We start from the raw sequence: 23,863 nt of genomic DNA, 5'->3' as shown, positions 1-23,863 counted from the left end.
ACGTTGAAAATTAAAAAAGTACTAGTGTCGCAGCCTAAGCCTGCGTCAGAGAAATCTCCCTATTACGACATAGCTGAAAAGTATGGCGTTAAAATAGATTTCCGGCCCTTTATTAAGGTTGAAAGTCTTTCGGCGAAAGAATTTCGGCAACAGAAAATTTCGATTCTCGACCACACTGCCGTAATATTCACTTCGCGCCATGCTATTGACCATTTTTTCACTTTGTGTACTGAATTGCGCGTGACAATTCCCGAAACTATGAAGTATTTCTGTGTGACGGAAGCTGTTGCATTGTATATTCAAAAATATGTGCAATATCGTAAGCGTAAGATCTTCTTTGGAGCTACTGGAAAGATTGAAGACCTGATTCCTTCCATCGTGAAGCATAAAACGGAGAAGTATCTCGTTCCGATGTCAGACGTACATAATGACGATGTGAAAAACCTGCTCGACAAGAACAACATTCAGCATACGGAAGCTGTGATGTATCGCACGGTGAGCAACGACTTTACACCGGACGAAGAGTTTGATTATGATATGTTAGTGTTCTTCAGCCCTGCCGGAGTGACTTCTTTGAAGAAGAACTTCCCGGATTTTAATCAGAAAGAGATTAAGATCGGAACGTTCGGATCTACTACCGCACAGGCTGTACGTGACGCAGGTCTCCGTCTGGACCTTGAGGCTCCTACGGTGCAGGCTCCGTCAATGACTGCCGCACTTGACATGTTTATCAAGGAAAACAATAAATAAACAGAGTGGGTATATATACTTTGTGTAAAGCCGAAAGGCTGAATAGTAAAATTTTGATCGGAAAGATGTTTGAAGGCGGTGTTTCTAAATCGTTTTCCATCTTTCCGATACGCGTTGTATATATGCCTGTCGAGCAGGGCGAGGCTCCTGCTTCCATATTAATCAGTGTATCGAAACGTCGTTTTAAACGGGCGGTGAAACGCAACCGGGTGAAACGCCAGATACGTGAAGCCTACCGGAAGAACAAGTCTCTTCTGGTGGATGAACTGCAACGCCGGGAGCAACGGTTAGCCGTTGCCTTTATCTATCTGTCGGACGAGCTTGTTGCTACTGCCGAGCTGGAAGAGAAAATGAAAATAGCGCTTGCGCGCATCTCCGAAAAACTATTCTCATGAAACCTCATAACTCCCGGATATCTACCGCGTGGGTATTCGTTACGGGAATTTTGAGAAAGGTATTTTCCTTCTTCCTGCTTGTTCCCATCTATTTTTACCGGATTTGTATTTCACCCCTTACTCCTCCCTCTTGTCGGTTCACGCCTACTTGTTCAGCGTATGCGCTCGAAGCAATTAAGAAACATGGTCCTATAAAGGGGCTTTATCTTGCTGTGCGGCGTATTCTGCGATGCCATCCCTGGGGTGGTTCCGGTTATGATCCCGTGCCTTGAGACAACTGAAACGAGAAATAGAAAATGAAAAAGAATGTGACTGATATTTTAGATATCCATACTCATAAACAGGAAGTTGATACCCAAGGAAAATCCATCATCAATTATCCGTTATTGGCAGACTCTCCATTGTATATGCCTCTGGCAGAGAATGTGGAAGTGGCTGTGGGTAGAGGATCTTATTATTCTATTGGTATTCATCCTTGGGAGGTGAGAGAGAGTAATGTCAGTCAGCAATTGAGCTTTCTTCAACAGCAGCTACAGAGAAAGCAGTTTGTAGCTGTAGGAGAGGCGGGGCTGGATAAATTGGCAAAAGCTCCGATGGAGCTTCAGTTAGCGGTGTTTAAGGAACAGGTAAAGTTGTCGGAAAAGCTCGGTTTGCCGTTGATTATTCACTGCGTGAAAGCAATGGAAGAACTGCTGGGTGTGAAAAAAGAATCTCGCCCCCAACAACCTTGGATATGGCATGGCTTTCGTGGAAAACCGGAGCAGGCGGTACAGTTGTTGAAGAAAGGGTTTTATCTTTCTTTTGGGGAATATTATCCCGATGAAACGATGCAGATAGTCCCCGATGAACGCCTATTTTTGGAAACGGATGACAGCTTGCTTGATATTGAAGATATCCTGTGTCAGGCAGCCAGGGTGCGTGGGGTAGAAGTGGAAGCGTTGTGTGAGGTGATTCGCCGGAATATCCAAAATGTCTTTTTTAAGGCGTAAGAGTTGTATCTTCCGAGAAAGAGTCGTACTTTTGTCGCACATGGAATTGAAATACAATAAAAACCAAATAATTAAAGAGTAATACGATGAATTTTGTAGAAGAATTGAGATGGCGTGGCATGTTGCAGGACATCATGCCGGGAACAGAAGAGTTGTTAAGCAAAGAGCAGGTGACTGCCTACTTGGGTATCGACCCGACTGCCGATTCGCTACACATTGGTCACCTTTGTGGAGTGATGATCCTTCGTCATTTCCAACGCTGCGGTCATAAGCCGTTGGCACTGATCGGTGGCGCTACAGGTATGATTGGTGACCCTTCCGGTAAATCGGCAGAACGTAACCTGCTGGACGAAGAAACATTGCGTCACAATCAGGCATGTATCAAGAATCAGCTTGCCAAGTTCCTCGACTTCGAGTCGGATGTACCTAACCGTGCCGAGCTGGTGAACAATTACGACTGGATGAAAGACTTCACTTTCCTCGATTTTGTTCGCGAAGTAGGTAAGCACATCACTGTAAACTATATGATGGCGAAAGACTCTGTGAAACGTCGTCTGAATGGTGAAGCACGTGATGGATTGTCATTTACTGAGTTCACTTACCAATTGCTTCAAGGATATGATTTTCTTCATTTGTATGAAACAAAGGGGTGTAAGCTCCAAATGGGTGGTTCTGACCAGTGGGGAAACATCACTACCGGTGCCGAATTGATCCGCCGTACCAATGGGGGAGAGGTGTTCGCATTGACTTGCCCGCTGATTACAAAGGCTGATGGTGGTAAGTTTGGTAAAACAGAATCCGGAAATATCTGGCTGGACCCTCGCTATACTTCACCATACAAGTTCTATCAGTTCTGGTTGAACGTAAGCGACTCCGATGCCGAACGTTATATTAAAATCTTCACCTCCATCGAGAAAGAAGAAATTGAAGCATTGATTGCCGAACATCAGAAAGCTCCGCATTTGCGTCTTCTCCAGAAACGTCTGGCTAAGGAAGTGACTGTGATGGTTCATTCTGAAGATGATTATAACGCAGCAGTAGACGCATCGAACATTTTATTCGGTAATGCGACTTCGGAAGCTTTGCGCAAACTGGATGAAGATACGCTGCTTGCTGTATTCGAAGGAGTGCCTCAATTTGAGATTTCCCGTGATGTATTGGCAGAAGGAGTAAAGGCTGTTGATCTATTCGTTGATAATGCGGCCGTATTTGCGTCGAAAGGTGAAATGCGTAAATTGGTTCAGGGCGGTGGCGTTTCGCTGAATAAGGAGAAGCTGGCAGCCTTTGATCAGGTAGTTACGACTGCTGACCTGCTCGACGAGAAATATCTGCTTGTTCAGCGCGGCAAAAAGAACTATTATCTGCTGATTGCAAAGTAATAATGCATGATTCATTCGATAGAATATAAAAAAGTGAACGAAATATTTGGAGGTTTGCTTGCAAACCTCTATCTTTGCACCGCTTTTTAAGAGAAAGCACATAAGTTTGGACTATGGTGTAATGGTAGCACAACAGGTTTTGGTTCTGTTTGTCCAAGTTCGAATCTTGGTAGTCCAACGAAGAAAAGCCCTGAAAGAGATATCTTTCGGGGCTTTTTCTTTTTTTGTGGATGCAAAGTCACTTCTTAAGTCATTAGAACGTTCACATACGGAACAACAACATGATGATTTCTATAGTTTGGTTGCAAAAGCGGAGGAAGATGCCTTGAAGAAGTATCTCTCTATTAGGATGTAAGAAATTTGTTATAGCTTATTTGTACGTAATATTGACTGTTTCGATGTTTGCCTTACTCATCTTTGAATAGACTTCTATATTGTTAGCAACAATATATTTACATTTCTATAATAAATCCAAATACCGTTTTTAATAAATAGTGAGAGAGTTTATTAAGAACGGTATCTGAGTTTATTAGAAACTATTTTCAGAGAATTATTGGAATATGTGGGATTTATATATACAAAATGGGAGAAAATCAATACTGATTTTCTCCCATTCGGTTCTTCCATATATGGAAATATATGTTTTGATAATGTGTTATTATGTCTTGATTTTTATATAACTCATATTGCTTTTTTCTTTTTCTGTTCCTCAAAGATACAAAATAAAAAGAGGAAAGTCAATAGCTAATCTTATTTTAATGGAAGTATAAGCAGAAAACGTGCGCCATTGGTGTAGCTCTTGTCTACTTTGACTTCTCCATGTAATCGTTCGGCTATGGTGCGGCATATATTCAGTCCCAGTCCTGATCCCTGTTTGAACTCATCCAACTTCTTGAAGCGTTCGAATACACTATCCATCTTGTCGGCAGGGATGCCCGGCCCGGTGTCGCTGACAGAGAACGTGATTCTGTCGGGATACTCGGTCAGTGAACAATGCAGATGGATTTCCCCTTTTTCTGTGTGCTTCTCTGCGTTGGTAAGGAAGTTGATAAGCACTTGTTGCAGGCGTTGTTCATCTGTGGTGATCTGGAAATCGTCTGCCACTTCGGAGGTATAATAAAGCTTCACTCCTTCCGCTTTTCGATCCATTACGGTAGAGAGTATGAGCCTGCACATTTCGTTGCAATGGCAGGAAGTCAGGTTCATGGTGTATTTGCCGCTTTCCAGTGCGGAAAGGTCAAGAATATCGTTGACAAGCGTGGTGAGCAGTTCGGAGTTGTGTTGGACGAGCGAGCTGAATTCTAGCTTTTCCTCATCTTCCAATGGCAGATCCGGGTTGGATAATAATTGTGAGAATCCTACGATGGCATTGAGCGGGGTACGGATTTCGTGGCTCATGTTCTGCATGAAATGAGTCTTCATCTTGTCTGCCTGTTCGGCACGGTCGCGGGCAATCGTCAGTTCTTCGTTCTTCTCTTGCAGTTGTCTGATTGATTTTCTGCGTAGATAAAGGTAGAGCGTGAGGGCTATGGCAAAGAAACAGAAGAATATCAGGATGAATTTCAATATCATCAGCTGGCGTTCGGATTCTGCCTGTTTAGCTACCATAAGACTCTGTGTACGTTCGGTTTCCGCTTTGAATTGTGCGAGCTCCAGGTTACGGTTTTTTAGTAGTAGCTCGTTATTTTCGGCGTTCATCTTCTCGATTTCCACTTGCGATTTCGTTTGCTGCAGTTCGAGCGTTGTCTTTTGCAGGTTTAATTGTGTGTTTTCCAGCTGCAAGGCTTGCGCTTTTCTTTTCAGTTGTTCGTTGCCGATACGCACATTCAGTTCCGACAGGTCGGCAGTCTGTATGAGTTGGTTCAGAGAATCCTGTAAACTCTGGAGCTTCTGAAGCGCTTGGTAAGCGTCTTTGTACTTCTGCTCTTTTGCGTAAATATTTGCCTGAAAAGCTATTCTCTCATGTAAGATAGAGGTGGAGTCGGCGAGAGCATGCGCTTTATCATATTGTTGGTTGAGTATATAATTGTATATCTTCAACTTATTCAGTTCATTCCTTCTGGTTTCACCATGTTTTTCGGTCGCTTTTAAACATTCCTGATAATAGCTTTTGAATTCCTCCTCCCTGTCGAGCGCGTATAAAAGTGTGCATTTACGCAGCATACAGGCATATTTGTTGGTTGAAGTCTTGGCACACTTGATTCCTTTCTCGGCATTTTCGTAGGCTGCTTCATATTGTTTCAGGTTTTGTTGGAGCATGGATATGTTCCAGTATATATAAGATATATCCTGCTCAGGGAGCTTCTCCTGTGTGTATACCAGCGATTGTTGGTAGTAATCCAGTGCCGTCCGGTTTTCCCTGCGCGCAAAGTAAATGTTTCCCATCATTCGCAGGCAAGTGGAGATACCGTAGGGATAGTCGTCGGCAAATGCCTGTTCTTTAGTCAATTCAGCCTCCTGGAGCGCACGCAGGGTATTACCTGTGTTCATCAGGTAATTAACTTTGTAGATGCTGCCAAAGTAGTAATATTGCAGGTAGTTGTTCTTTCGGGATATCTCCTGAAGCCTGCTGATTGCTTTCTCCAGTAATTCCGTTTTCCCATTATTGAAATAGTAGATTACCGGAATGGTAAGAGCGAGGCATTGTGCCTTTTTATCGTTGATCCGGATGGCTTTGGTATAGATAGTATCAGCTATTTCCAGTCCGGTTGCGTTGTTACGGTGTTTAGTTGCCTCCTCATAAAGTAGATAAAGAGAGTGGTCTATCTTGTACGGATTGTCCTGCGCCTTGGTTGGAAGGAGAGATCCGATAAAGGTGAACAACAAACATATACTGATATACCTGACTATTTTCATCTTGATTACTATGGATTTACAGTGTTCTTATTGTTTATTTATGGCATTGTTATATTCGTATTCTTTGGCGGGAATCACCCACATCCAGTTGTTGGCGTCTTCCGGGTTGATAGTTACGGCTGCGTTGGTCATGTAGTTTCCTCCGTCTTCGAAGGTGTGGCGTACGATGGTGTCTTTGCGCCGTTTGAAGTCAAACCAGCTGAATCCTTCGCCCCATAGTTCGATGCGGCGGTAGAACTTTATTTCGTCGAGCAGTGCCTGACCGCTCTTGTCGCAAGTATATTGAGGGTCGCGTCCGCTGTCGCGGATCAGTTCTTTCAGTAATTGCCTTGCTTCCGCTTCTTTTGAAGGCGTCAGGTGGCAGTTGGCTTCTGCTTCGATGAGATACATCTCCGAACTGCGGAAAAGATTGAAAGGCATGGCACCTACTTTGTCGATACACTTAAATTTGAACGACATATAAGCGTATATTTTTGCCGAAGTATTCAGGTCGGGATGCAACCCTTGGGCGTAACTGGTGAGTGCACTTCCGCCCAGACCATTGTTTGTTATACCACCCGTGTTATAAGTATATTCGAGCGGATCGAGAAAAAGTCCCCTGCGGATATCACTTTCCGGTAATGCATCGTACAGTTCACGGTTGATACAGGCCGGATAAGTGCATACAAGAGTAGAGGAGGAGTTGTATGCAAGGCGTGCGGCGAGGGATGAGTTTCCCAGCGATTCTTCTTCACTGTCATAGATACTCCATATCCATTCGCGGTTGACGGTACTGAATCCGTCGAAATATTCATCGGCATTCATAAGCGGATAACCGGCACGTGCTAGTGCAGCGTAATGGGCGGCAGTACTCCAATCCTCACGGGTGAGTGCGGCACGGGCATAGGTGGCGTAAGCGGCATTCACATTGATTTTGTGATTCTCGTCTTCTTTGCGGGCAATTCCGGATGCCTGATAATAGGTGATGGCCTGGTTAAGGTCGTTGTAAATCTGTTCGTAACAGGCCAGCATAGAAGAAAGAGGACAGTCGCCGGTAGAAGATGTATTGAGCCGGAGAACCACCCCTTCAGCACTGCCGTTTTGCGAATCGCACCAGCGTGGCGAGTAGAACTGCAGCAGTTGCAGGTAACAATAGGCACGGTAGGTTAGTGCCTGCGCATAAATATATTTGAATTTATGACTACCTTCGGGGTCGACATAATTTATAATAGCGTTGGCATTACTGATTACTTTGTAGTAATAATGCCACATATACTCCGTGTAACTACTGGTAGGTATGGCATGAGAAGCCCCGTTGAATATCGTATAGAAATTGTTGCGGGGACAATACATGTCAGCCCCCTGATACTCGGCATACATCAGTTTGACAGATCCTTCACCGTTGAATGACACGCCATCGAGTTTATTAGTGGGGTAAGTGGTTTTCATCAACTTCTCCAATCCGCTGACAGCATAGGCAGCGTACGCTTCATCCTTGAATAAATCGGCAGGAGATACCTGATTGGTAGGGGCGGTATCCAGATAGTCGCTGGCGCAGGAGTAACACAACAGCGTCAGGAGCAGGCAGAATCCTATGGAGTGATTCAGGAATTTCATGTGTATGGCTTTTTTCTTCATAAGGCTATAAGTTAATGTTGACTCCGAACGAGAAAACACGGGCGATACTCGTATAATTGTTGACGATTCCGTCAAAAGTCTGTACCGGGTTCAGCCCTTTGCGTTTGCTGAACAGGGCGACATTCTCTATGGCAGCATGCAAACGGATGCCGCCGAGTGTCAATCGTTTGCTCCATGTGGCGGGCAGGCGATAGGAGAGGGTGATGTTCTTGATGCTTAGATAGTCACCGCTTACAATATAGCGTGTAGATGCTTTCTGGCTGTTATATCCATTGATCGTTGCATCCAGATTCACTTGCGGAATACCCGATGGATCGAGACGGTTGGGCGATGTGGGCGTCATGCCTTCGGGGATTGCTGTCCATGCATTCAGTAAATCGGGAGTCAATGAATGTACGCCTACCGATGTCAGAGTCTGATAAGGCTGGTCGAAGACTTTGGAACCGCAACTGAAAATCATCAGGGCGGACAGAGTCAGGTCTTTCCAGCGGAGAGAGGTGGTGACCGAGCCGTTTATCTTCGGTAATGAACTGCCCGACCAGTCTTTGCGTGCATATCTCGGGTCGCCTGTATAATATTGTCCGTTGATGTCTACCCAACTGTCTGTCGGAATCGGATTTTTACCTTCGGTGCTCTCTTCTCCGTTTACGGGTGTTTTTCCATCCTCTCCGGCAATGTAATAAGCGTTGAAGTCCGGCAGATATACACTGCGACCTGTCATCTGGTCTACGCCAGCATACTGGTACAGCCAGAATTCATAAATGCTGTGTCCCTCTTTGAACTTCTGGAAATCTCCGTTCGTAATTCCCTCTTCCCGATCTTTATCCGGCAGTTTTCCGATCTTGTTTTTCACTTTGGAAAGGTTCAAACCTACATTCCATTCCCATTCCCGGTTGCGGATGATATCCCCGTCGGCAGAGAATTCCCATCCTTTATTGGAAACGTCTCCAATGTTTCGCCAGACGGTGGAAAGGCCTGTCGATGAGTCAGTGGCACCGGCAGATAGTGGTTGGATAAACTTGAACAGCAAGTCGTCCGAATGCTTGTTATAGTATTCGAAACTTAGGTTCACACGGTTGAAAAGACGAGTTTCCAGACCGATATTCAGCGAAGAATTCGTTTCCCATTTTAGTTCCGGGTTTTCGTTCTGCACTTTGTAGTAAGCGGCTTCTCCACCGTTGACGGCAGAGCCGTAGAGAGACATCCACTGGTACAGGCCATTACTGCTTCCGAAGTTATCGTTTCCCACTTGCCCGTAAGAAACCCGTAACTTGAGGCGGTTCAGCCACGACACGTTTTTCAGGAACGCTTCGTTGGAAAGCATCCAGCCGATACCTACGCTCCAAAAGTTACCCCAGCGATGGTCTGTATGGAAGATGGAGGAACCGTCGCGCCGGAAAGAAGCTTCGGCAAAATAAGTTTCGTTGTAGTCATACCGGGCCCGTGTGAAGTGACCCTCTGTACGATAGGTGTCTTTATATCCCTCACTGTAAGTTGTGGTGGTGAAATTTGAAAGTTCGTCTATTCCGGGAAAGCTCTCATTCTTTTTCTGTATGGCGTCGAAATTAAGCTTGTAATCATAGTTCTCGTGCCCCACCATCCATTCTACGAAATGCCTGCCGAACTGGTGTTTCCATGCCAGTAGCTGTTGCAGGGTGTATTCCTTATATTCCTGATCGATCTTGCTGATAAAACCAGTGTCCTTGTAAGCGCCTATTTCCGCATTTCCGTATTGGCTGTCCTCGATATTGCGCAGGCTGATATTGCCTTTCAATGAGAATGTAAAATCGCGTAGGAAAGAAACGTCCACATAGGCATTTCCTTGCAAGGTATTGGCAGCGTTCCACAACTTGTTCTTTTCGCTTTCCCACAGTAGATGGCGTCCATTGCTGGCGGCATCCGATTCCGAACGGCTTTCCGAACCGTCATCATATTGTTTTCCGCCTTCTTCGTTCAGGATATAATCTCCTTTGGAATGAAGCAATGAGCCGTCGCTGGCAAATACATCCTCTGTATAGTGGAGATGCACCGGATAGATAGGTGCTATTCTCCGTGCAAAGTAAAATGCATTCGACAGGTTATTGGATTGCGCACTTCCGGCGGCTCCTACATCCCAGTTCGTTTTCTGGTGCGTGCCTCCGAGCGACAAGCCCGTCTTGAGCCATGGGCGTGGGGTGAAGTCAGCGTTGAGTGAGCCGCTAAGACGATTGAAATCACTTTTCCTGGTATATCCGTCTTCATTAAGATAGCCTAGCGAGAAACGGATCCGGCTCTTTTCATTGCCGGATTCTCCGCTTAGGTTGTATTCCTGGCGGTGACCGTTACGTGTGTAGGGAGAATACCAGTCGAGATCGTCCTTATATCCGTCCAGTATCCGGGCGTCGGATGCCAGATGACCGTTTGCATCGAAAAGGGCATTATCGGCTTTGTTATAGATGTTGATTCCTACTTTGCTGATAATGTCATTGTTGGTGGCGATGGTCGCTTCTTCGGGACTACTGCCGTTGCTGATAAGCTGGTTGCGATACCCCTGCCACATCGTTTCCATGAATTGATTGGCATTCATACGTTCGTAATCACCCTGTCCACGCGCGCTGAAGCCGTGGCGAATATCCAGTTGAAGGGAAACTCCCTGTTTCTTCGCCTTTTTGGTGGTAATTAAAATCACACCATTCGAAGCCCGGCTACCGTACAATGCGCATGAAGCAGCATCTTTCAGTACGCTGACGCTTTCTATGTCTGCCGGATTAAGATCGGTGATCCATCCCGTATAGGGCATACCGTCTACCACGTAAAGCGGCTTATTGCTTCCGTTCACCGAACTGTATCCCCGGATCCGGACTTCCGCTTCGATACCAGGCTGCCCCACTCCGTCAATTGTCTGTAGCCCCGGTACTGCTCCGTTGAGCACGGAGATAACAGAACTGACCGGACGCATTTCGATTTGCTTACTGTCCACTACGGAAACAGCCCCGGTAATTGATCTTTTGAGGACAGTGCCATACGCTACCTGCACTACTACTTCATCCAGTTCGTTCACGTTCGGACGCAACCGGATTTCCATCATATTATGCCGGGCAGGCACTTCGATAGTTTGGTATCCTATGTAAGAAATAACCAGCATTTGCTGTCCGGGGAGGGTTGGTTGAAGACTAAACTTTCCATCCAGATCTGAAATACAGCCTTGCCGACTGCCTTTCACTGTGACGGAAGCACCTGTCAATGGTTCCCGGCTTTCCTCATCAATGATGATTCCTGTTATATTTTTTATTTGGGCATAAGTTAGGTTAATGGATAGAAGCATGTAAATACATATCACTCCTATCTTTATTAAAGTATCTTCTGTCCGTCCTTTAATAATTGTCATAAGTTGTATATCTTGACGTATTTGTTGATTTTGCTTGCTTATTTAAACATTTACAAAACTAATATATTATAATTAGTGTTATAATACATTGCCTCCTATTTATGCAATTTTAACGGTGTAGACTGCTAATTATTAGCTGAATTGGCAAATTAGATGCTTTTTCTTGTTCCATATTTTATATTATTTGCTCTTGCGGCTCGAGAGATAGAGGCTTCTTTCTTTTTTTCATTGCATTAAGTAGAAATCTCTCCCAAAACGTATTATAGTTCGTTAAAAAAGTATACATTGCACGGATTCTGGACATTTTTGGTGGATAATTGGAACAAAATTGCAAGGTAAACCCGTTTTCTTTTGCTATTTTTGCATCGTGTACGTAAACGAAGTGCACGTAGAATAGAGAACTTATTCAATAACTATAAATAAATAAGGTATGAAAACGAACTATGAAATTCGCTATGCTGCGCATCCGGAAGATGCAAAAAGTTATGATACAACAAGAATTCGCAGAGATTTCTTAATCGAAAAGATATTTGTCCCCAATGAAGTAAATATGGTATATTCCATGTACGACCGTATGGTGGTAGGTGGTGCGCTTCCGGTAGGAGAGGTGCTGACGCTCGAAGCGATTGATCCGCTGAAAGCTCCGTTCTTCCTCACCCGTCGCGAAATGGGTATCTACAATGTTGGCGGTCCCGGTATTGTGAAAGCAGGCGACGCAGAGTTCGAACTGGACTATAAAGAAGCTCTTTATCTGGGTTCGGGCGACCGCGTAGTGACTTTCGAAAGCAAAGACGCTACTCATCCTGCTAAATTCTACTTCAACTCACTGACTGCACATCGCAATTATCCCGACCGTAAGGTGACGAAAGCCGATGCCGTAGTAGCTGAAATGGGTTCTTTGGAAGGTTCCAATCACCGCAACATCAATAAGATGCTGGTGAATCAGGTGTTGCCTACCTGCCAGTTGCAGATGGGTATGACGGAACTCGCTCCGGGAAGTGTGTGGAACACGATGCCGGCACACGTACACAGCCGTCGTATGGAAGCCTACTTCTATTTCGAAATTCCCGAAGATCATGCTATCTGCCACTTCATGGGTGAGGTAGGCGAGACGCGTCACGTATGGATGAAAGGCGATCAGGCCGTTCTTTCACCCGAATGGTCAATCCACTCGGCTGCTGCTACCCACAACTATACCTTTATCTGGGGAATGGGTGGCGAGAACCTCGACTACGGCGATCAGGACTTCTCGTTGATTACAGATTTGAAATAACAACTACAATAGTTTTCCTAATTTAATAACAAAAAGAATTATGAATCAGTTTTTGAATTTTTCTTTGGAAGGTAAAGTAGCTCTCGTTACAGGTGCTTCTTATGGTATCGGATTTGCTATTGCTTCTGCATTTGCAGAACAAGGCGCTAAAGTTTGTTTTAACGACATCAATCAAGAGTTGGTAGACAAAGGTATGGCTGCTTATGCTGCAAAAGGTATCAAAGCTCACGGTTATGTATGCGACGTGACAGACGAACCGGCTGTTCAGGCGATGGTTGCTACGATTGCAAAAGAAGTAGGTACAATTGATATCCTTGTAAATAACGCAGGTATTATCCGTCGTGTTCCTATGCACGAGATGGATGCTGCTGATTTCCGTCGTGTAATTGACATCGACTTGAATGCTCCATTCATCGTTGCTAAGGCTGTTTTGCCGGCTATGATGGAAAAACGTGCAGGTAAGATCATCAACATCTGTTCTATGATGTCTGAATTGGGTCGTGAAACTGTATCTGCTTACGCTGCCGCTAAGGGTGGTTTGAAGATGCTGACTCGCAATATCTGTTCTGAATATGGTGAATACAACATCCAGTGTAATGGTATCGGCCCGGGTTACATCGCTACTCCGCAAACTGCTCCTCTTCGTGAGCCGCAGGCAGACGGAAGCCGTCACCCATTCGATTCATTCATCTGCGCTAAGACTCCTGCCGGTCGTTGGTTGGATCCGGAAGAACTGACAGGTCCTGCCGTGTTCCTTGCTTCTGAAGCTTCTAACGCTGTTAACGGTCACATTCTCTACGTAGATGGTGGTATTCTTGCTTATATCGGAAAACAACCGAAATAATAGCTGATAGAAGAAATTCCGGTAAGGTGATAGAATGGCAAAGAGCATCCTCTTTTCATCTGTCACCTTATTTTTTATTATTCCCTTTGCAGGAGCTATATGGCCGATTTATTGGACATATATGCCCAACGTGTTGAACATATAGCTCCAACACGTTGGATATATATAGCTGACGCGTTGGAGCTATACATCCAACATGCCGGATATAATAGCCTCTGATTTGCAAAGTATATGTTATTCATTCAATGTAGACTAATTATGAGAAAGATATTAATTCTGTTTGTTGTAGCCTTGATTGGTTTTGCTTCTTGTGCCGACAGCAAGCAGTCAATGACAGTCACAGTGACCAATTCTTTGGCTCTTGAACGGGCAGGGGAGATGGTTGAAGTGCCGATGAGCGATGTGGTCGCTAAATTGAAACTGGCGGATACGGCACAGATTGTGGTGCTTGACGTCGACGGTCAGCAAGTGCCTTATCAGGTGACGTATGATGAGAAGGTGGTCTTCCCCGTTACGGTAGGGGGAAACAGTGTGGTTACTTATACCATTCAACCGGGCACACCGGCACCTTTTGATGTCATTGCTTGCGGTAAATACTACCCCGAACGTCTGGACGACGTAGCCTGGGAGAATGATCTTGGCGGATTCCGTGCTTATGGTCCTGCTTTGCAGGCTCGTGGAGAACGTGGTTTTGGCTATGATCTTTTTACGAAGTATAATACTACGGAGCCGATTTTGGAATCTCTGTATGCTGAAGAGCTTAATCCTGAAAAGCGTGCCAAGATAGCCGAACTGAAAAAGACAGATCCGAAAGCCGCTTCCGAATTGCAGAATGCCATCTCTTACCATATCGATCATGGATACGGTATGGATTGCTATGCCGTAGGTCCTACGTTGGGCGCCGGCGTTGCCGCTTTGATGGCAGGTGACACTATTATCTATCCTTACTGCTATCGCACACAGGAAATCCTTGATAATGGTCCGCTGCGTTTCACGGTGAAGCTGGAGTTTAATCCGCTGGTGGTCCGTGGAGACTCTAACGTGGTGGAAACACGCGTCATCTCCTTGGATGCAGGTTCTTATCTAAATAAAACAGTTGTTTCATATACCAATTTGAAAGAAGCAATGCCGGTAACTACAGGACTTGTATTGCGTGAACCGGACGGTGCGGTTGTGGCAGATGCTGCAAATGGCTATATCACTTACGTAGATCCTACAACTGACCGTAGCGGTGCAAACGGTAAGATATTTGTGGGTGCTGCATTCCCTGCACAGGTAAAAGAGGCGAAAGTGGTTCTTCTTTCCGAAAAGGAAAAGAAAGATCGTGGTGGAGCCGACGGTCATGTGCTGGCTATCAGCGAATATGAGCCTGGTTCTGAATATACTTATTACTGGGGATCTGCCTGGGATAAGGCGGCTATCAAGACTCCGGATGCCTGGAATAAATATATGACTGAATATGCGCAGAAATTGCGTACTCCGTTGGCGGTGGCATATTAATTAATGTGCTGAATTGCTTATACAGTCAAAAAAGAAGGATTGTCGAGGTGTGACGAAACGCCCTCTTTAATTTCTTTTACTCACTGAATACGCGATTCATTATTGAATATCATGCGTCTTTTCTAATAGATGAAGCAAAGGTTTCTTTTTATCAAAGGAACCTTTGCTTATTTTTATCTTTCTGAAAAAGAAAGAGAATTAAGAATGTGTCTTTCTGGAAAAGAAAGATAATGTCCTTAAGCTATCTTGTAAAAGCGTGTTGTTCGTAATATTCGTATGTCGTTCCGTCTTCTTTCTCTTTCTCACGAAGTTCATAGACTAATTCATTCTCTGTCATTGTGGTCACTGTCCACACTTCTGTGTAATTATCCTCTTCAGTGTCGATGAGAGTCAGCTTATTACCGGAGTAGCTCCATGTACCGTGATAATAATTAGTACTTCCGGAGGAGTTGTAGACATCTTTTTCTACATACGTACCATCTTCCTTGAACTCTATGGAATAACGGTTGGTTCCATTTACAAAATCTTCTTTAGAGTCACTTACCTTTTCACCATCTTCCCATTCTTGTGAAAGATAATACACTCCATTCCATGTTCCTAACAATAAATCGCGTGAACCGACAGCGTCATCGTCGTCATCGCCACAGGAATAAATGCTGAACGACAGTAATACTGCAACTATGCAAACGGTTGCTTTCCAGATTGTTTTCATAATAAATTGTTTTAATTGTTTGATTTTGAGATGATTTGTTTTTATGGGATTATTTGATAATCGTTTCCACATGTCCATTCTTGAAGAATAGGTAGAACGAGCTGGAATACATCCATTGCACTTCTCCATTTGATTCTTGAATAGTCTGCGGTTTGCCGAAGGCCAGCAGACATTCATCTTCCGTCATGCCTTTCACCGGCTTGTTGATACTGATTTCATTCCAGTGAGTGATTGGTGAAAGTTGGTTCGTTACGATGAAGTCGAACATTTTATTCAATACTTGCGATTCCACCTGTACGAAGTCATCCATGATTTCTTTGTGAGATGCTTTCTTGTCCGGTTGCAGCTTCTCCATGGGAGTTATTTTTTTCATTATCACTGCTGATGATTCTATCCGTATATTGGAAAGATAGTAGACCAGCTTGCCGTCTTTTACTTGAAACAGGGCTTTGCAATAGTAAGTATTCTTCTGATTTGAATCTGCTTGCGAGGCAAGTATCAGATCGCAACTGAAGTTTTTAGCCGGTACGTTTACCTCTGTGATCCCTTCCCGTAGCTGCGGACAGACATTTTTGACGGTCCATAACAGTGCATTAGCGTAGATGTTCTCGTCTTGCATGCTGCTGAAAGGGGTAAATCCGCTGACCACATATTTATTGCCGTCTGCACTGACGGGATAGCTCTTTTTCTGTTCGGTGAAAGTCTGTGCTATCAGCGGGATAACTCCCGTCAGCAGATACATGATTGCCAGAAATTGTCGTTTGGTCATCATATTCCGTTATTTTTAAGAAAACAGCATCCACGGCCCTTTTTGCGAAGAGAAAAGATCGTGGACGCTGAATAAATAATATGGTTTATTGAGGTTTGGTTGTCCTTAGAAGGCAATACCCAGACGAATCATAAAGTTGCTGGTCTTGAATCCGTCAGCATCGCTGAATGTATCTATGAATCCGCGTTGATAGGTGAGATCCAGGTTGAAACGGTCGTACCAAACTCCTACACCGATATTCATACCGGCATCGAAATGATTGTAGTCCACTTCCATGTAATCTGCGTAATCTCCCCAACTGATGCTTTCTCCGTCTGCTTTCATTTTACTTGTGTAATCGTAGCTGGCAAAGACTCCTACATGCGGGTCGATATGAACATTGTCCGCCACTGCAAATTTCCATCCGAATGTGAACGGAGAGTATTGTATATTATGAGCCATGCACTTTGTGTCTTCCACTTTGAAACCACGGGAGCCGAGTCCAAATTCCATTCCCCAGTATCCTCCTGTGCTGCCTAAAGACTTCTGGTAGCCAAATGTTGCGTTATATCCGATGTTTGAGTCAGCTCCTTCGGCTCCGTCACCGGAGAAGTTCATGATATTCAAACCTGCACGCAAGAACCATTGTGTGCTGCTGGCTTGCTTCTCTGTTTTGACGATTGCGCTTCTGGATGATACGATTTGCGCTTGAGTTCCTACGCACAATAAGAGTGCGGCAACCATTGATAGTACTTTTTTCATTGTTATTTATGTTTTAGTGATTAATTCTTATTCTTAACGACAGGTGCTATCTGGCTTCTTCCATCCGTGGGTGATAGCTTCTGCAGGCGTATCCATTCATAATCGTCCTGGGTGGCAGGATGCCAGTTGACGAAGATGCCGGGATAACCTACTACTGTAACCGTGTATCCCCCTGTTTTTTCATTATCTTCCACTTTGAAAGTGGCTCCCATGATGACATCGCAGTTGTATTTGATGGTGGACAGATACGTCCCCCATGCACGGATGTTGTCAAGTTCTCCTTTCATGGCGATCTCCACTTCCTCTTTGCTTAGTGTCCATTCATCCTTGATCCGTCCCTTATCTTCCAGTATTTTCACCTCGACAACTGTGGGTTTGACACAAACTTCAGTAACTGCATCGCCTGCACGTGCCTGTGCATCACGAAACTTGAAGACCGTCTTTTGCGCATGGGCTCCGACGGCACAACCGACAACCAGAGCAATAATCAGAAATAGTTTTTTCGTTTTCATGTCCTTTTGTGATTATATGTTAATATGCCTGCAAAGGTATGCGAAAGGAGTATACTACCGGGTGAAAGCATAGTTCCAAGAACGATACGGAATTGTATCCTATTTGGATACACTGGGGAAGTTTCCGGTATTGATGCTGTCGGAAAGATCGCGGAAGAAATCATGGCCGAGGATGCAGGAGATGCGCCAGAGCAGGTGGATGTCGATATTCTCTTTCCGGAATATCTTGTAAACATTGGGGCGTGTGCAGCATAGTTGGGTAGCGAACCAGGTGACGGTGCGTCCCTGTTCGTGAAGCGTGCGTTCAATAAGTTGTCCCGCATGAATCATGTGCCTATTCTGCTTATGTGTGTCCCCCAGACTCCCGTTGGGCGGACAATTCAATCTATTGTTGACAGGAATATATAGAAAAGGCGTGGGAATCTCTCACCTTCGTCCGTTCCGTGTTCAAGGCCTTCGCAATGCCAACTATCGGGAACGAACAACGCAGAAAGCCCACGCCGATATGTACAACACCCGTAGCCTCCCTTTGTTTTCCAAAGTGAGGCACGGATGTATATAAATACACATCAGGAGGACGTCTTTGTTGCTGTTAGTCATTCCGATAGGTCAAAGTTTGCGAAGTTCTGAACACAAATGACAAACGCTTGTAAACGTCTTCTCAATATAAACGTCTCTCCCTCGCCACCCGGAGGCTTTCTGCGGAAGAGACCGTTGCAAATGTATAAAAAAATACGGTTGGAAATGGTAATGTGAATCAGAAACTTTTTGAATGCAGGTTGTTTTGCCCTCTTTTTGCCTTTTTTTGCCCTTTACCAGGCGAAATACGGTTGCACTGGCATCTTGTAAGAAAGAGGAGGGATCTTTCAATTTTGGGCACGAAACGGGCTTTAAACTACAAAAGCCGGGGCATAATACCTCGGCTTATATTTTTTTTCTTATCAGGGAGCTTTTTTATTCATCAGAAACCTTTTCTTTCTTATCAGGAAGCTCTGCTCTTTTCGAAGTTTCTGTTTTTTCAAAGATTATAACACCTTGAATTCATAACCTTCCTCTTTCAGGAACTCGATGGCACGGGGAAGTGCGTATTGCAGGTTACCGTTGTTCCATGACTTCAGCGAATCGTGGAAAGTGATGATAGAACCGTTTCGCGCATAGCGTTTCACGTTGTTCAGCACTTGTTCCGGGCGCATCCGCTTACTGTAATCGCGGGTCACGAGATCCCACATAATGATGCGGTAATGATAGCGCAACGTATAATACTGCCTGAATCCCATGTGTCCGTGTGGTGGACGGAAGAGATCGGAATGAATAATATCATCTACCTTTCTGGCATTTGCCAGGTAATCCGGATTGGAATATTCAAATCCACGGATGTGGTTGAAAGTATGGTTACCGATGCGGTGTCCGTGCTCTACCACCATCCGGTATTCATCCGGGTGTTTGCGTATATTGTCGCCTACCATGAAAAAGGTAGCTTTAATATGATGCTTTTCCAGTATTTCCAGTACCCAGGGAGTTACTTCGGGGATGGGGCCGTCGTCGAAAGTCAGATAGACTGCCCGCTCATTCGGGTCCATCCGGAAGATAGCTTGTGGATACAACGCCCGGAAAAGCCAAGGTGGTTGTTCTATAAACATGAGAGTCTGTGTTTTGAAGTATTAGGAAATAAGTATTAAGTATTATACCTTACGGAAAACATGCCGGAAGCTACGTTAATACTTAATACTTATTACTTCATACCTAAATTATTTCCCTTTCATTCTCGTCACGTACTCGTTGTATAGCTGATCGAGTTGCGTAGAGTAATGTTTTGCGAGTTCTTCTGATTTGTATTTTTCCATTAGGCGGACTTCGGCGTCAAGCAAACTGGCGTTGTACACGAAGTTTTCGCTGGCAATGGCAAGCTGGTTATCGTTCAGGCTAAGATACCAGATCATGTATTCGAGCGACTTGTTGGCAAGCTCGTCGATAATCTTGTTGGCTTTCTCGTTCTGTCCCAGTTGATAATAAGACTCTGCCATTTGGAAGGCGCCATTTGCCCAGTCATACGGTACGTTGATTGCCGGAATCATCTTTTCGGCGTAATCGAGTGCAGCGAGTGCCTTGTCCTTCTTACCTTCTTTGATAAGCTGTCCTACGAGCTGCGTGAAGATACGGCGGTGCGTGTAGCACATACGCATCACGTTCTCGTCGATGTAGATACCCGGCTTGTCGATACCGCCGAACTTGAACTTGTTCATCAGGTTGTCGTACATCTTTTCACTGTCGATCTTGCTGTCCAGTTTGTCCGTATCGAACGGAGTGAAGCGGTAGGCGAGACCCTCCTGTGTGAAGTGGTTGCCCATGCCCAGATGGTTTTCGCTTCCTACGGTGATTGCCATATAGATAGGACGTTCCCAGTTAGCGTTGGCAAGCATTTCGAGCATCATCAGCTCACTCTTGTAGAGGGCGCGTTTCGGGTTGCCGTTGGCGTCTCTAAGGGTGATTGTCATGTATTCGGGGATAGAGTCGCCCAGAGCTTCCGGTATTTTCATGCCGGAGCGGCGTACGGCTTCCTTATCTATCTTCATGACGATGCTGTCCGTAGGGATGAGCGGAAGTTGTATCTCTTTTCCTGTCTTCTTGAGAAGTTCTTTCAATTGGTCGTTCTTGCCAAGCATCCAGCGGTTGATGATTTCCTTCAGTTCATAAGGATTCTCACCGAAGATGGAGTGAACGAGCGACAATATGGTAGTGTCTCCCTGTGCAGCCAGTTCGTTTGCCTGTTTGAAATAGCTGTCGATAAGAGCTTTCATTTCCGGACGGATAGAGATATATTCGTTTTGTCCTTCCACGTATTCCACACGGTCCCAAGTGATAGGGAGTGACGGAGAATCGTAGGCCGGACGTTTCATCTGGTCTATATACCAGTCTGTTTGCAGGTAACTTAAGTTACAGGTGCGGGCATCCGTACGGAAACCTTCCGTTTCCTGATTGTACCACAATGGGAAGGTATCGTTATCACCATTGGTGTAGATAATCGGGTTGCCTTCTTCCTGCAAAGTCATCAGGTAGTTCTGTCCGAAGTCGCGGGCAACGAAGCGTCCGCTGCGGTCGTGGTCATCCCATGTCTGTCCCGCCATCTGGATGGGGACGAACAAACAGAGCACTGAAGCCAGAACGGCTGCCGGAAGTTCCTGCATCTTGGCATAATCTCGCAACATGCGGATGATACCTGCCACTCCCATACCTACCCAGATGGCAAAGGCATAGAACGAACCGGCATACGCATAGTCTCGTTCACGGGGTTGTGCAGGAGTTTGGTTGAGGTAGAGCACGATAGCGATACCTGTCATAAAGAACAGGAAGAATACCACCCAGAATTGCTGGATACCCCGCTGGCTATGGTAAGCCTGCCAGAAGAGTCCGATTAAGCCGAGAATCAGCGGCAGACAGTAGAATACGTTGTGTCCTTTATTGTTTTTGAGATCTTGCGGAAGCAATTCCTGGTTACCTACCAGTAGGTTGTCGATAAACGGAATACCGGTGATCCAGTTGCCGTGCTCAATTTCTCCGCTACCCTGTATGTCATTCTGCCGTCCGGCAAAGTTCCACATGAAGTAACGCCAGTACATGAAGTTTAGCTGGTAGGAGAAGAAGAATTTGATATTTTCCCATTGGGTAGGCATGTTTACCATCACCATCTCTCCACACTGGTCGTAAGGAACGTCATATCCCTTGATGTCTACCCATTGTTTGTAGAGCGGTGCGTGTGACGAACTGTACATACGCGGGAAAAGCATATTCTGTGCATATTCGTATTCCACACGTCCGGGAAGTTCGATATAAGAGTCTTTTTCGTCGGGCGAAGTCTTTTCCTTGCGGACAAACTTACTTCCTGCTTCCGATTGGCGCGGAATACAATAGCCGTCTTTTACGTCAAGTGCCACTTTCGAAGAGAAAGCAGGGCCGTAGAAGAGCGGACGGGTTCCGTATTGTTCACGGCCGAGGTATTCGCCCAGGGTGAATATATCCTCCGGTGAGTTTTGATCCATCGGAGTGTTGGCAGTAGAACGGATAACGATCAGTGCGTAAGAAGAATACCCGATTACGATCATCATGGTGCACAGTAATGCTGTGTTCATGGTGCGGGCGGTGATACGCCATCTCTCTTTGATTTTAGCCTGTACACTCGGAGCAAGATAAAGTCCCAGTGCGGCAATAACCAAAATACCGATGATGATACTGCTGGCTCCGTGTCCGTAGAACGGGATACCCAGTAGAGCAATCGTCAGAATAAAGGAGATAGCCATGCGCGTTTTGTTCTTTTCGGTATAGCTTTCGTATACGCCCCAGATCAGAGCCGCTGCAAGCAGAATGATATAAACCACTACGCCTGAATTGAACGACATTCCGAGTCCGTTGACAAACAACAGCTCGAACCAGCCGCCTACTTTCACAATGCCCGGTACGATGCCGTAAAGCACGGCTGCAACGAGTACCATTGAACCGAATAACGCAATTAGCGAACCTTTGGCGGTAGCGTTTGGAGTTTTCTTGTAGTAGTATACCAGTACGATGGCGGGCAGACAAAGCAGGTTCAGCAAATGGACACCGATACTCAATCCCGTCAGATAGGCGATGAGGATAATCCAGCGGTCGCTATGAGGCTGGTCGGCCACGTCTTCCCATTTCAGAATCAACCAGAAAACGACAGCGGTAAACAGAGAGGAGAAGGCATATACTTCACCTTCTACGGCCGAGAACCAGAATGTGTCACTGAATGTATAAACCAGTGCACCGATCAGTCCGCTACCCATGACCGTGATAAGCTGTCCTTTGGTGATATTGTTTTCGTCAGTGATAATCAGTTTGCGTACCAGATGGGTGATGCTCCAGAAAAGGAACAGGATACAGGCACCACTCATCAGGGCACTCATGTAATTCACCATTTTCGCAACGGTTGTTACGTCGGAAGCAAATTGAGTAAACAGGTTCGCCATCAGCATGAAGAAAGGTGCGCCGGGCGGGTGTCCGACTTCCAGTTTATAGCCGGTGGTTATGAACTCCGGGCAATCCCAGAAACTTGCGGTCGGTTCTATTGTCAGGCAGTAGACGGTTGCCGCAATGATGAATGTAAGCCAACCCATAAGGTTGTTTACGGTTCTGTACTGTTTCATTAGCACTATCGTAGTTTATTCGTTAAAAACAAATTATGAGGTCGCAAAGATAGTGATTTGTAAGGATAATGAGGAAGAAAGTAAGAAATATTAAGTAACAAAGGGGTGATTTACTATCTCTTTCACTCTTCCGGAAGGCAGCAGAGAGGGAAGATACATTTTAAAACAAGGAAGCCGTATATCTATATAGAGTCTATGGCAACTTTAATGATGGTGATGATGTTCTCCTAAAACCCGATGAGGCAATGTACCGTGTCCCAATAGCTCGATAGGACAGTTGAAGTTCCTTTCCAGCCATTCGGTAGTAACGCCTGTATCCGGATGGTAATCCAGCGTTTCGTTGACGCAAGCGATAGATTTTACTTGTTGCAATACAGTGCCGATGTCGTGACTGACAAGGATAATGGCACATTCTTTATTGATTTCAGCCAATAACTCATAAAGGCGTGCTTCGAAACGCTTGTCGATATACGTGCTGGGTTCATCGAGAATCAATACCGCAGGGTCGGAGATGATGGCACGTCCCAACAGGGCACGTTGCAGCTGCCCGCCGCTTAATTGCCCGATAGAACGGTGTTCGAATCCTTCAAGCCCCATGCGGGAAATAATCTGTTTACCTTTCTCTTTCTGTTCGGGGGTAAATCGTGAAGTGAGCGATTTTTGTATGCTTAATCCGGATAGGATCACTTCTTCCACGGAAATAGGGAACTTCCGGTCTATACTGTTGTATTGAGGCAGATAACCCAGGAAAGTAGAAGTGGTTTTAGTAGATGCTTTTTCAGGAGTATGGAATATAATTTCCCCTCCGGTTGGCTTCAACAGACCGAGGATGCACTTTATAAGCGTCGTTTTGCCGCCTCCGTTCGGACCTATAATACCTAGAAAATCCCGTTCGTAGATGCTTAGATTAACATCGTGGAGAACAGTGCGACCGTCATATCCGGCGGAAAGATTCTTTATTTCGATTATTGGTTTCATCGTTGGAAATGGCTTGATG

General features: G+C 45.2%; 19 protein-coding genes and 1 tRNA gene. 9 read left to right on the top strand and 11 right to left on the bottom strand.

Annotated elements, in window-relative coordinates:
• Nucleotides 1–3: 3 nt before the first annotated feature.
• From AB5217_RS02195 to AB5217_RS02170, 6 genes are all read left to right on the top strand, one after another.
• Nucleotides 4–750 (top strand): uroporphyrinogen-III synthase, encoded by a 747-nt coding sequence (locus tag AB5217_RS02195; protein WP_004322581.1) that lies wholly within the window; start codon nucleotides 4–6, stop codon nucleotides 748–750.
• A 5-nt stretch (nucleotides 751–755) separates the two neighbouring features.
• A complete protein-coding gene (gene rnpA, locus AB5217_RS02190; protein ID WP_004298908.1) occupies nucleotides 756–1,145 on the top strand; it encodes a ribonuclease P protein component in 390 nt (129 codons plus the stop codon).
• Nucleotides 1,142–1,417 carry a membrane protein insertion efficiency factor YidD gene (gene yidD, locus AB5217_RS02185; RefSeq protein WP_004298909.1) on the top strand — a complete coding sequence of 92 codons (276 nt, stop codon included), beginning with the start codon at nucleotides 1,142–1,144 and terminating at the stop codon, nucleotides 1,415–1,417. Before rnpA ends, yidD begins: the two co-directional genes overlap by 4 nt.
• A gap of 24 nt (nucleotides 1,418–1,441) precedes the next feature.
• Nucleotides 1,442–2,134, top strand: coding sequence for a TatD family hydrolase (locus tag AB5217_RS02180; RefSeq protein WP_004313695.1), 693 nt, complete (start codon nucleotides 1,442–1,444; stop codon nucleotides 2,132–2,134).
• An 86-nt stretch (nucleotides 2,135–2,220) separates the two neighbouring features.
• Nucleotides 2,221–3,513: a tyrosine--tRNA ligase gene (tyrS, locus tag AB5217_RS02175; RefSeq protein ID WP_004298913.1), complete on the top strand. Its 1,293-nt coding sequence runs from the start codon at nucleotides 2,221–2,223 to the stop codon at nucleotides 3,511–3,513.
• Between the two features lie 107 nt (nucleotides 3,514–3,620).
• Nucleotides 3,621–3,691: transfer RNA gene (locus AB5217_RS02170), tRNA-Gln, on the top strand.
• A gap of 572 nt (nucleotides 3,692–4,263) precedes the next feature.
• Here the strand turns inward: AB5217_RS02170 and AB5217_RS02165 are convergent.
• The 3 genes from AB5217_RS02165 to AB5217_RS02155 are packed head-to-tail and all read right to left on the bottom strand — an operon-like array spanning nucleotide 4,264 to nucleotide 11,353.
• Nucleotides 4,264–6,369, bottom strand: coding sequence for a sensor histidine kinase (locus AB5217_RS02165; RefSeq protein ID WP_004296868.1), 2,106 nt, complete (start codon nucleotides 6,367–6,369; stop codon nucleotides 4,264–4,266).
• A gap of 27 nt (nucleotides 6,370–6,396) precedes the next feature.
• On the bottom strand, nucleotides 6,397–7,986 hold the full coding sequence (locus AB5217_RS02160) for a RagB/SusD family nutrient uptake outer membrane protein (protein ID WP_004296869.1): 1,590 nt from the start codon (nucleotides 7,984–7,986) through the stop codon (nucleotides 6,397–6,399).
• A gap of 4 nt (nucleotides 7,987–7,990) precedes the next feature.
• Nucleotides 7,991–11,353, bottom strand: coding sequence for a SusC/RagA family TonB-linked outer membrane protein (locus AB5217_RS02155; RefSeq protein WP_368112628.1), 3,363 nt, complete (start codon nucleotides 11,351–11,353; stop codon nucleotides 7,991–7,993).
• 430 nt (nucleotides 11,354–11,783) lie between these two features.
• On the opposite strand from AB5217_RS02155, the gene kduI reads away from it, so the two are divergent.
• The 3 genes from kduI (at nucleotide 11,784) to AB5217_RS02140 (ending at nucleotide 14,970) form a co-directional block, all read left to right on the top strand.
• On the top strand, nucleotides 11,784–12,626 hold the full coding sequence (gene kduI / locus AB5217_RS02150) for a 5-dehydro-4-deoxy-D-glucuronate isomerase (protein WP_004324192.1): 843 nt from the start codon (nucleotides 11,784–11,786) through the stop codon (nucleotides 12,624–12,626).
• Nucleotides 12,627–12,666: 40 nt separating this feature from the next.
• Nucleotides 12,667–13,470, top strand: a complete 804-nt coding sequence (locus AB5217_RS02145; protein WP_004296873.1) for a gluconate 5-dehydrogenase — start codon at nucleotides 12,667–12,669, stop codon at nucleotides 13,468–13,470.
• A gap of 258 nt (nucleotides 13,471–13,728) precedes the next feature.
• Nucleotides 13,729–14,970: a DUF4861 domain-containing protein gene (locus tag AB5217_RS02140; protein ID WP_004324193.1), complete on the top strand. Its 1,242-nt coding sequence runs from the start codon at nucleotides 13,729–13,731 to the stop codon at nucleotides 14,968–14,970.
• Between the two features lie 241 nt (nucleotides 14,971–15,211).
• Here the strand turns inward: AB5217_RS02140 and AB5217_RS02135 are convergent, their stop codons facing one another.
• The 8 genes from AB5217_RS02135 to AB5217_RS02100 form a co-directional block, all read right to left on the bottom strand.
• The gene (locus tag AB5217_RS02135; RefSeq protein ID WP_004307810.1) at nucleotides 15,212–15,682 is read right to left on the bottom strand and encodes a lipocalin family protein; all 471 of its coding nucleotides are present in this window, start codon (nucleotides 15,680–15,682) and stop codon (nucleotides 15,212–15,214) included.
• A gap of 49 nt (nucleotides 15,683–15,731) precedes the next feature.
• The gene (locus AB5217_RS02130) at nucleotides 15,732–16,451 is read right to left on the bottom strand and encodes a hypothetical protein (protein WP_371260246.1); all 720 of its coding nucleotides are present in this window, start codon (nucleotides 16,449–16,451) and stop codon (nucleotides 15,732–15,734) included.
• Nucleotides 16,452–16,556: 105 nt separating this feature from the next.
• Nucleotides 16,557–17,192 (bottom strand): outer membrane beta-barrel protein, encoded by a 636-nt coding sequence (locus AB5217_RS02125; protein ID WP_032842838.1) that lies wholly within the window; start codon nucleotides 17,190–17,192, stop codon nucleotides 16,557–16,559.
• Nucleotides 17,193–17,212: 20 nt separating this feature from the next.
• Nucleotides 17,213–17,704 carry a hypothetical protein gene (locus AB5217_RS02120; RefSeq protein ID WP_032842839.1) on the bottom strand — a complete coding sequence of 164 codons (492 nt, stop codon included), beginning with the start codon at nucleotides 17,702–17,704 and terminating at the stop codon, nucleotides 17,213–17,215.
• A 99-nt stretch (nucleotides 17,705–17,803) separates the two neighbouring features.
• A complete protein-coding gene (locus AB5217_RS02115) occupies nucleotides 17,804–18,034 on the bottom strand; it encodes a hypothetical protein (RefSeq protein ID WP_004296881.1) in 231 nt (76 codons plus the stop codon).
• 695 nt (nucleotides 18,035–18,729) lie between these two features.
• A complete protein-coding gene (locus tag AB5217_RS02110) occupies nucleotides 18,730–19,344 on the bottom strand; it encodes a polysaccharide deacetylase family protein (protein ID WP_004296883.1) in 615 nt (204 codons plus the stop codon).
• Between the two features lie 108 nt (nucleotides 19,345–19,452).
• Nucleotides 19,453–22,866, bottom strand: a complete 3,414-nt coding sequence (locus tag AB5217_RS02105; protein WP_032854526.1) for a DUF2723 domain-containing protein — start codon at nucleotides 22,864–22,866, stop codon at nucleotides 19,453–19,455.
• 204 nt (nucleotides 22,867–23,070) lie between these two features.
• The gene (locus AB5217_RS02100) at nucleotides 23,071–23,844 is read right to left on the bottom strand and encodes a metal ABC transporter ATP-binding protein (RefSeq protein ID WP_004324203.1); all 774 of its coding nucleotides are present in this window, start codon (nucleotides 23,842–23,844) and stop codon (nucleotides 23,071–23,073) included.
• Nucleotides 23,845–23,863 lie beyond the last annotated feature (19 nt).

The sequence above is a fragment of the Bacteroides sp. MSSM.1001136sp1_RTP21357st2_D2_RTP21359_211015 genome (genome assembly GCF_040913205.1).
GTDB classification, from domain to species: Bacteria; Bacteroidota; Bacteroidia; order Bacteroidales; family Bacteroidaceae; genus Bacteroides; species Bacteroides ovatus.
Note: the sequence above shows the minus strand (reverse complement) of the source record. Positions and strands in the feature narration are given on the sequence as shown.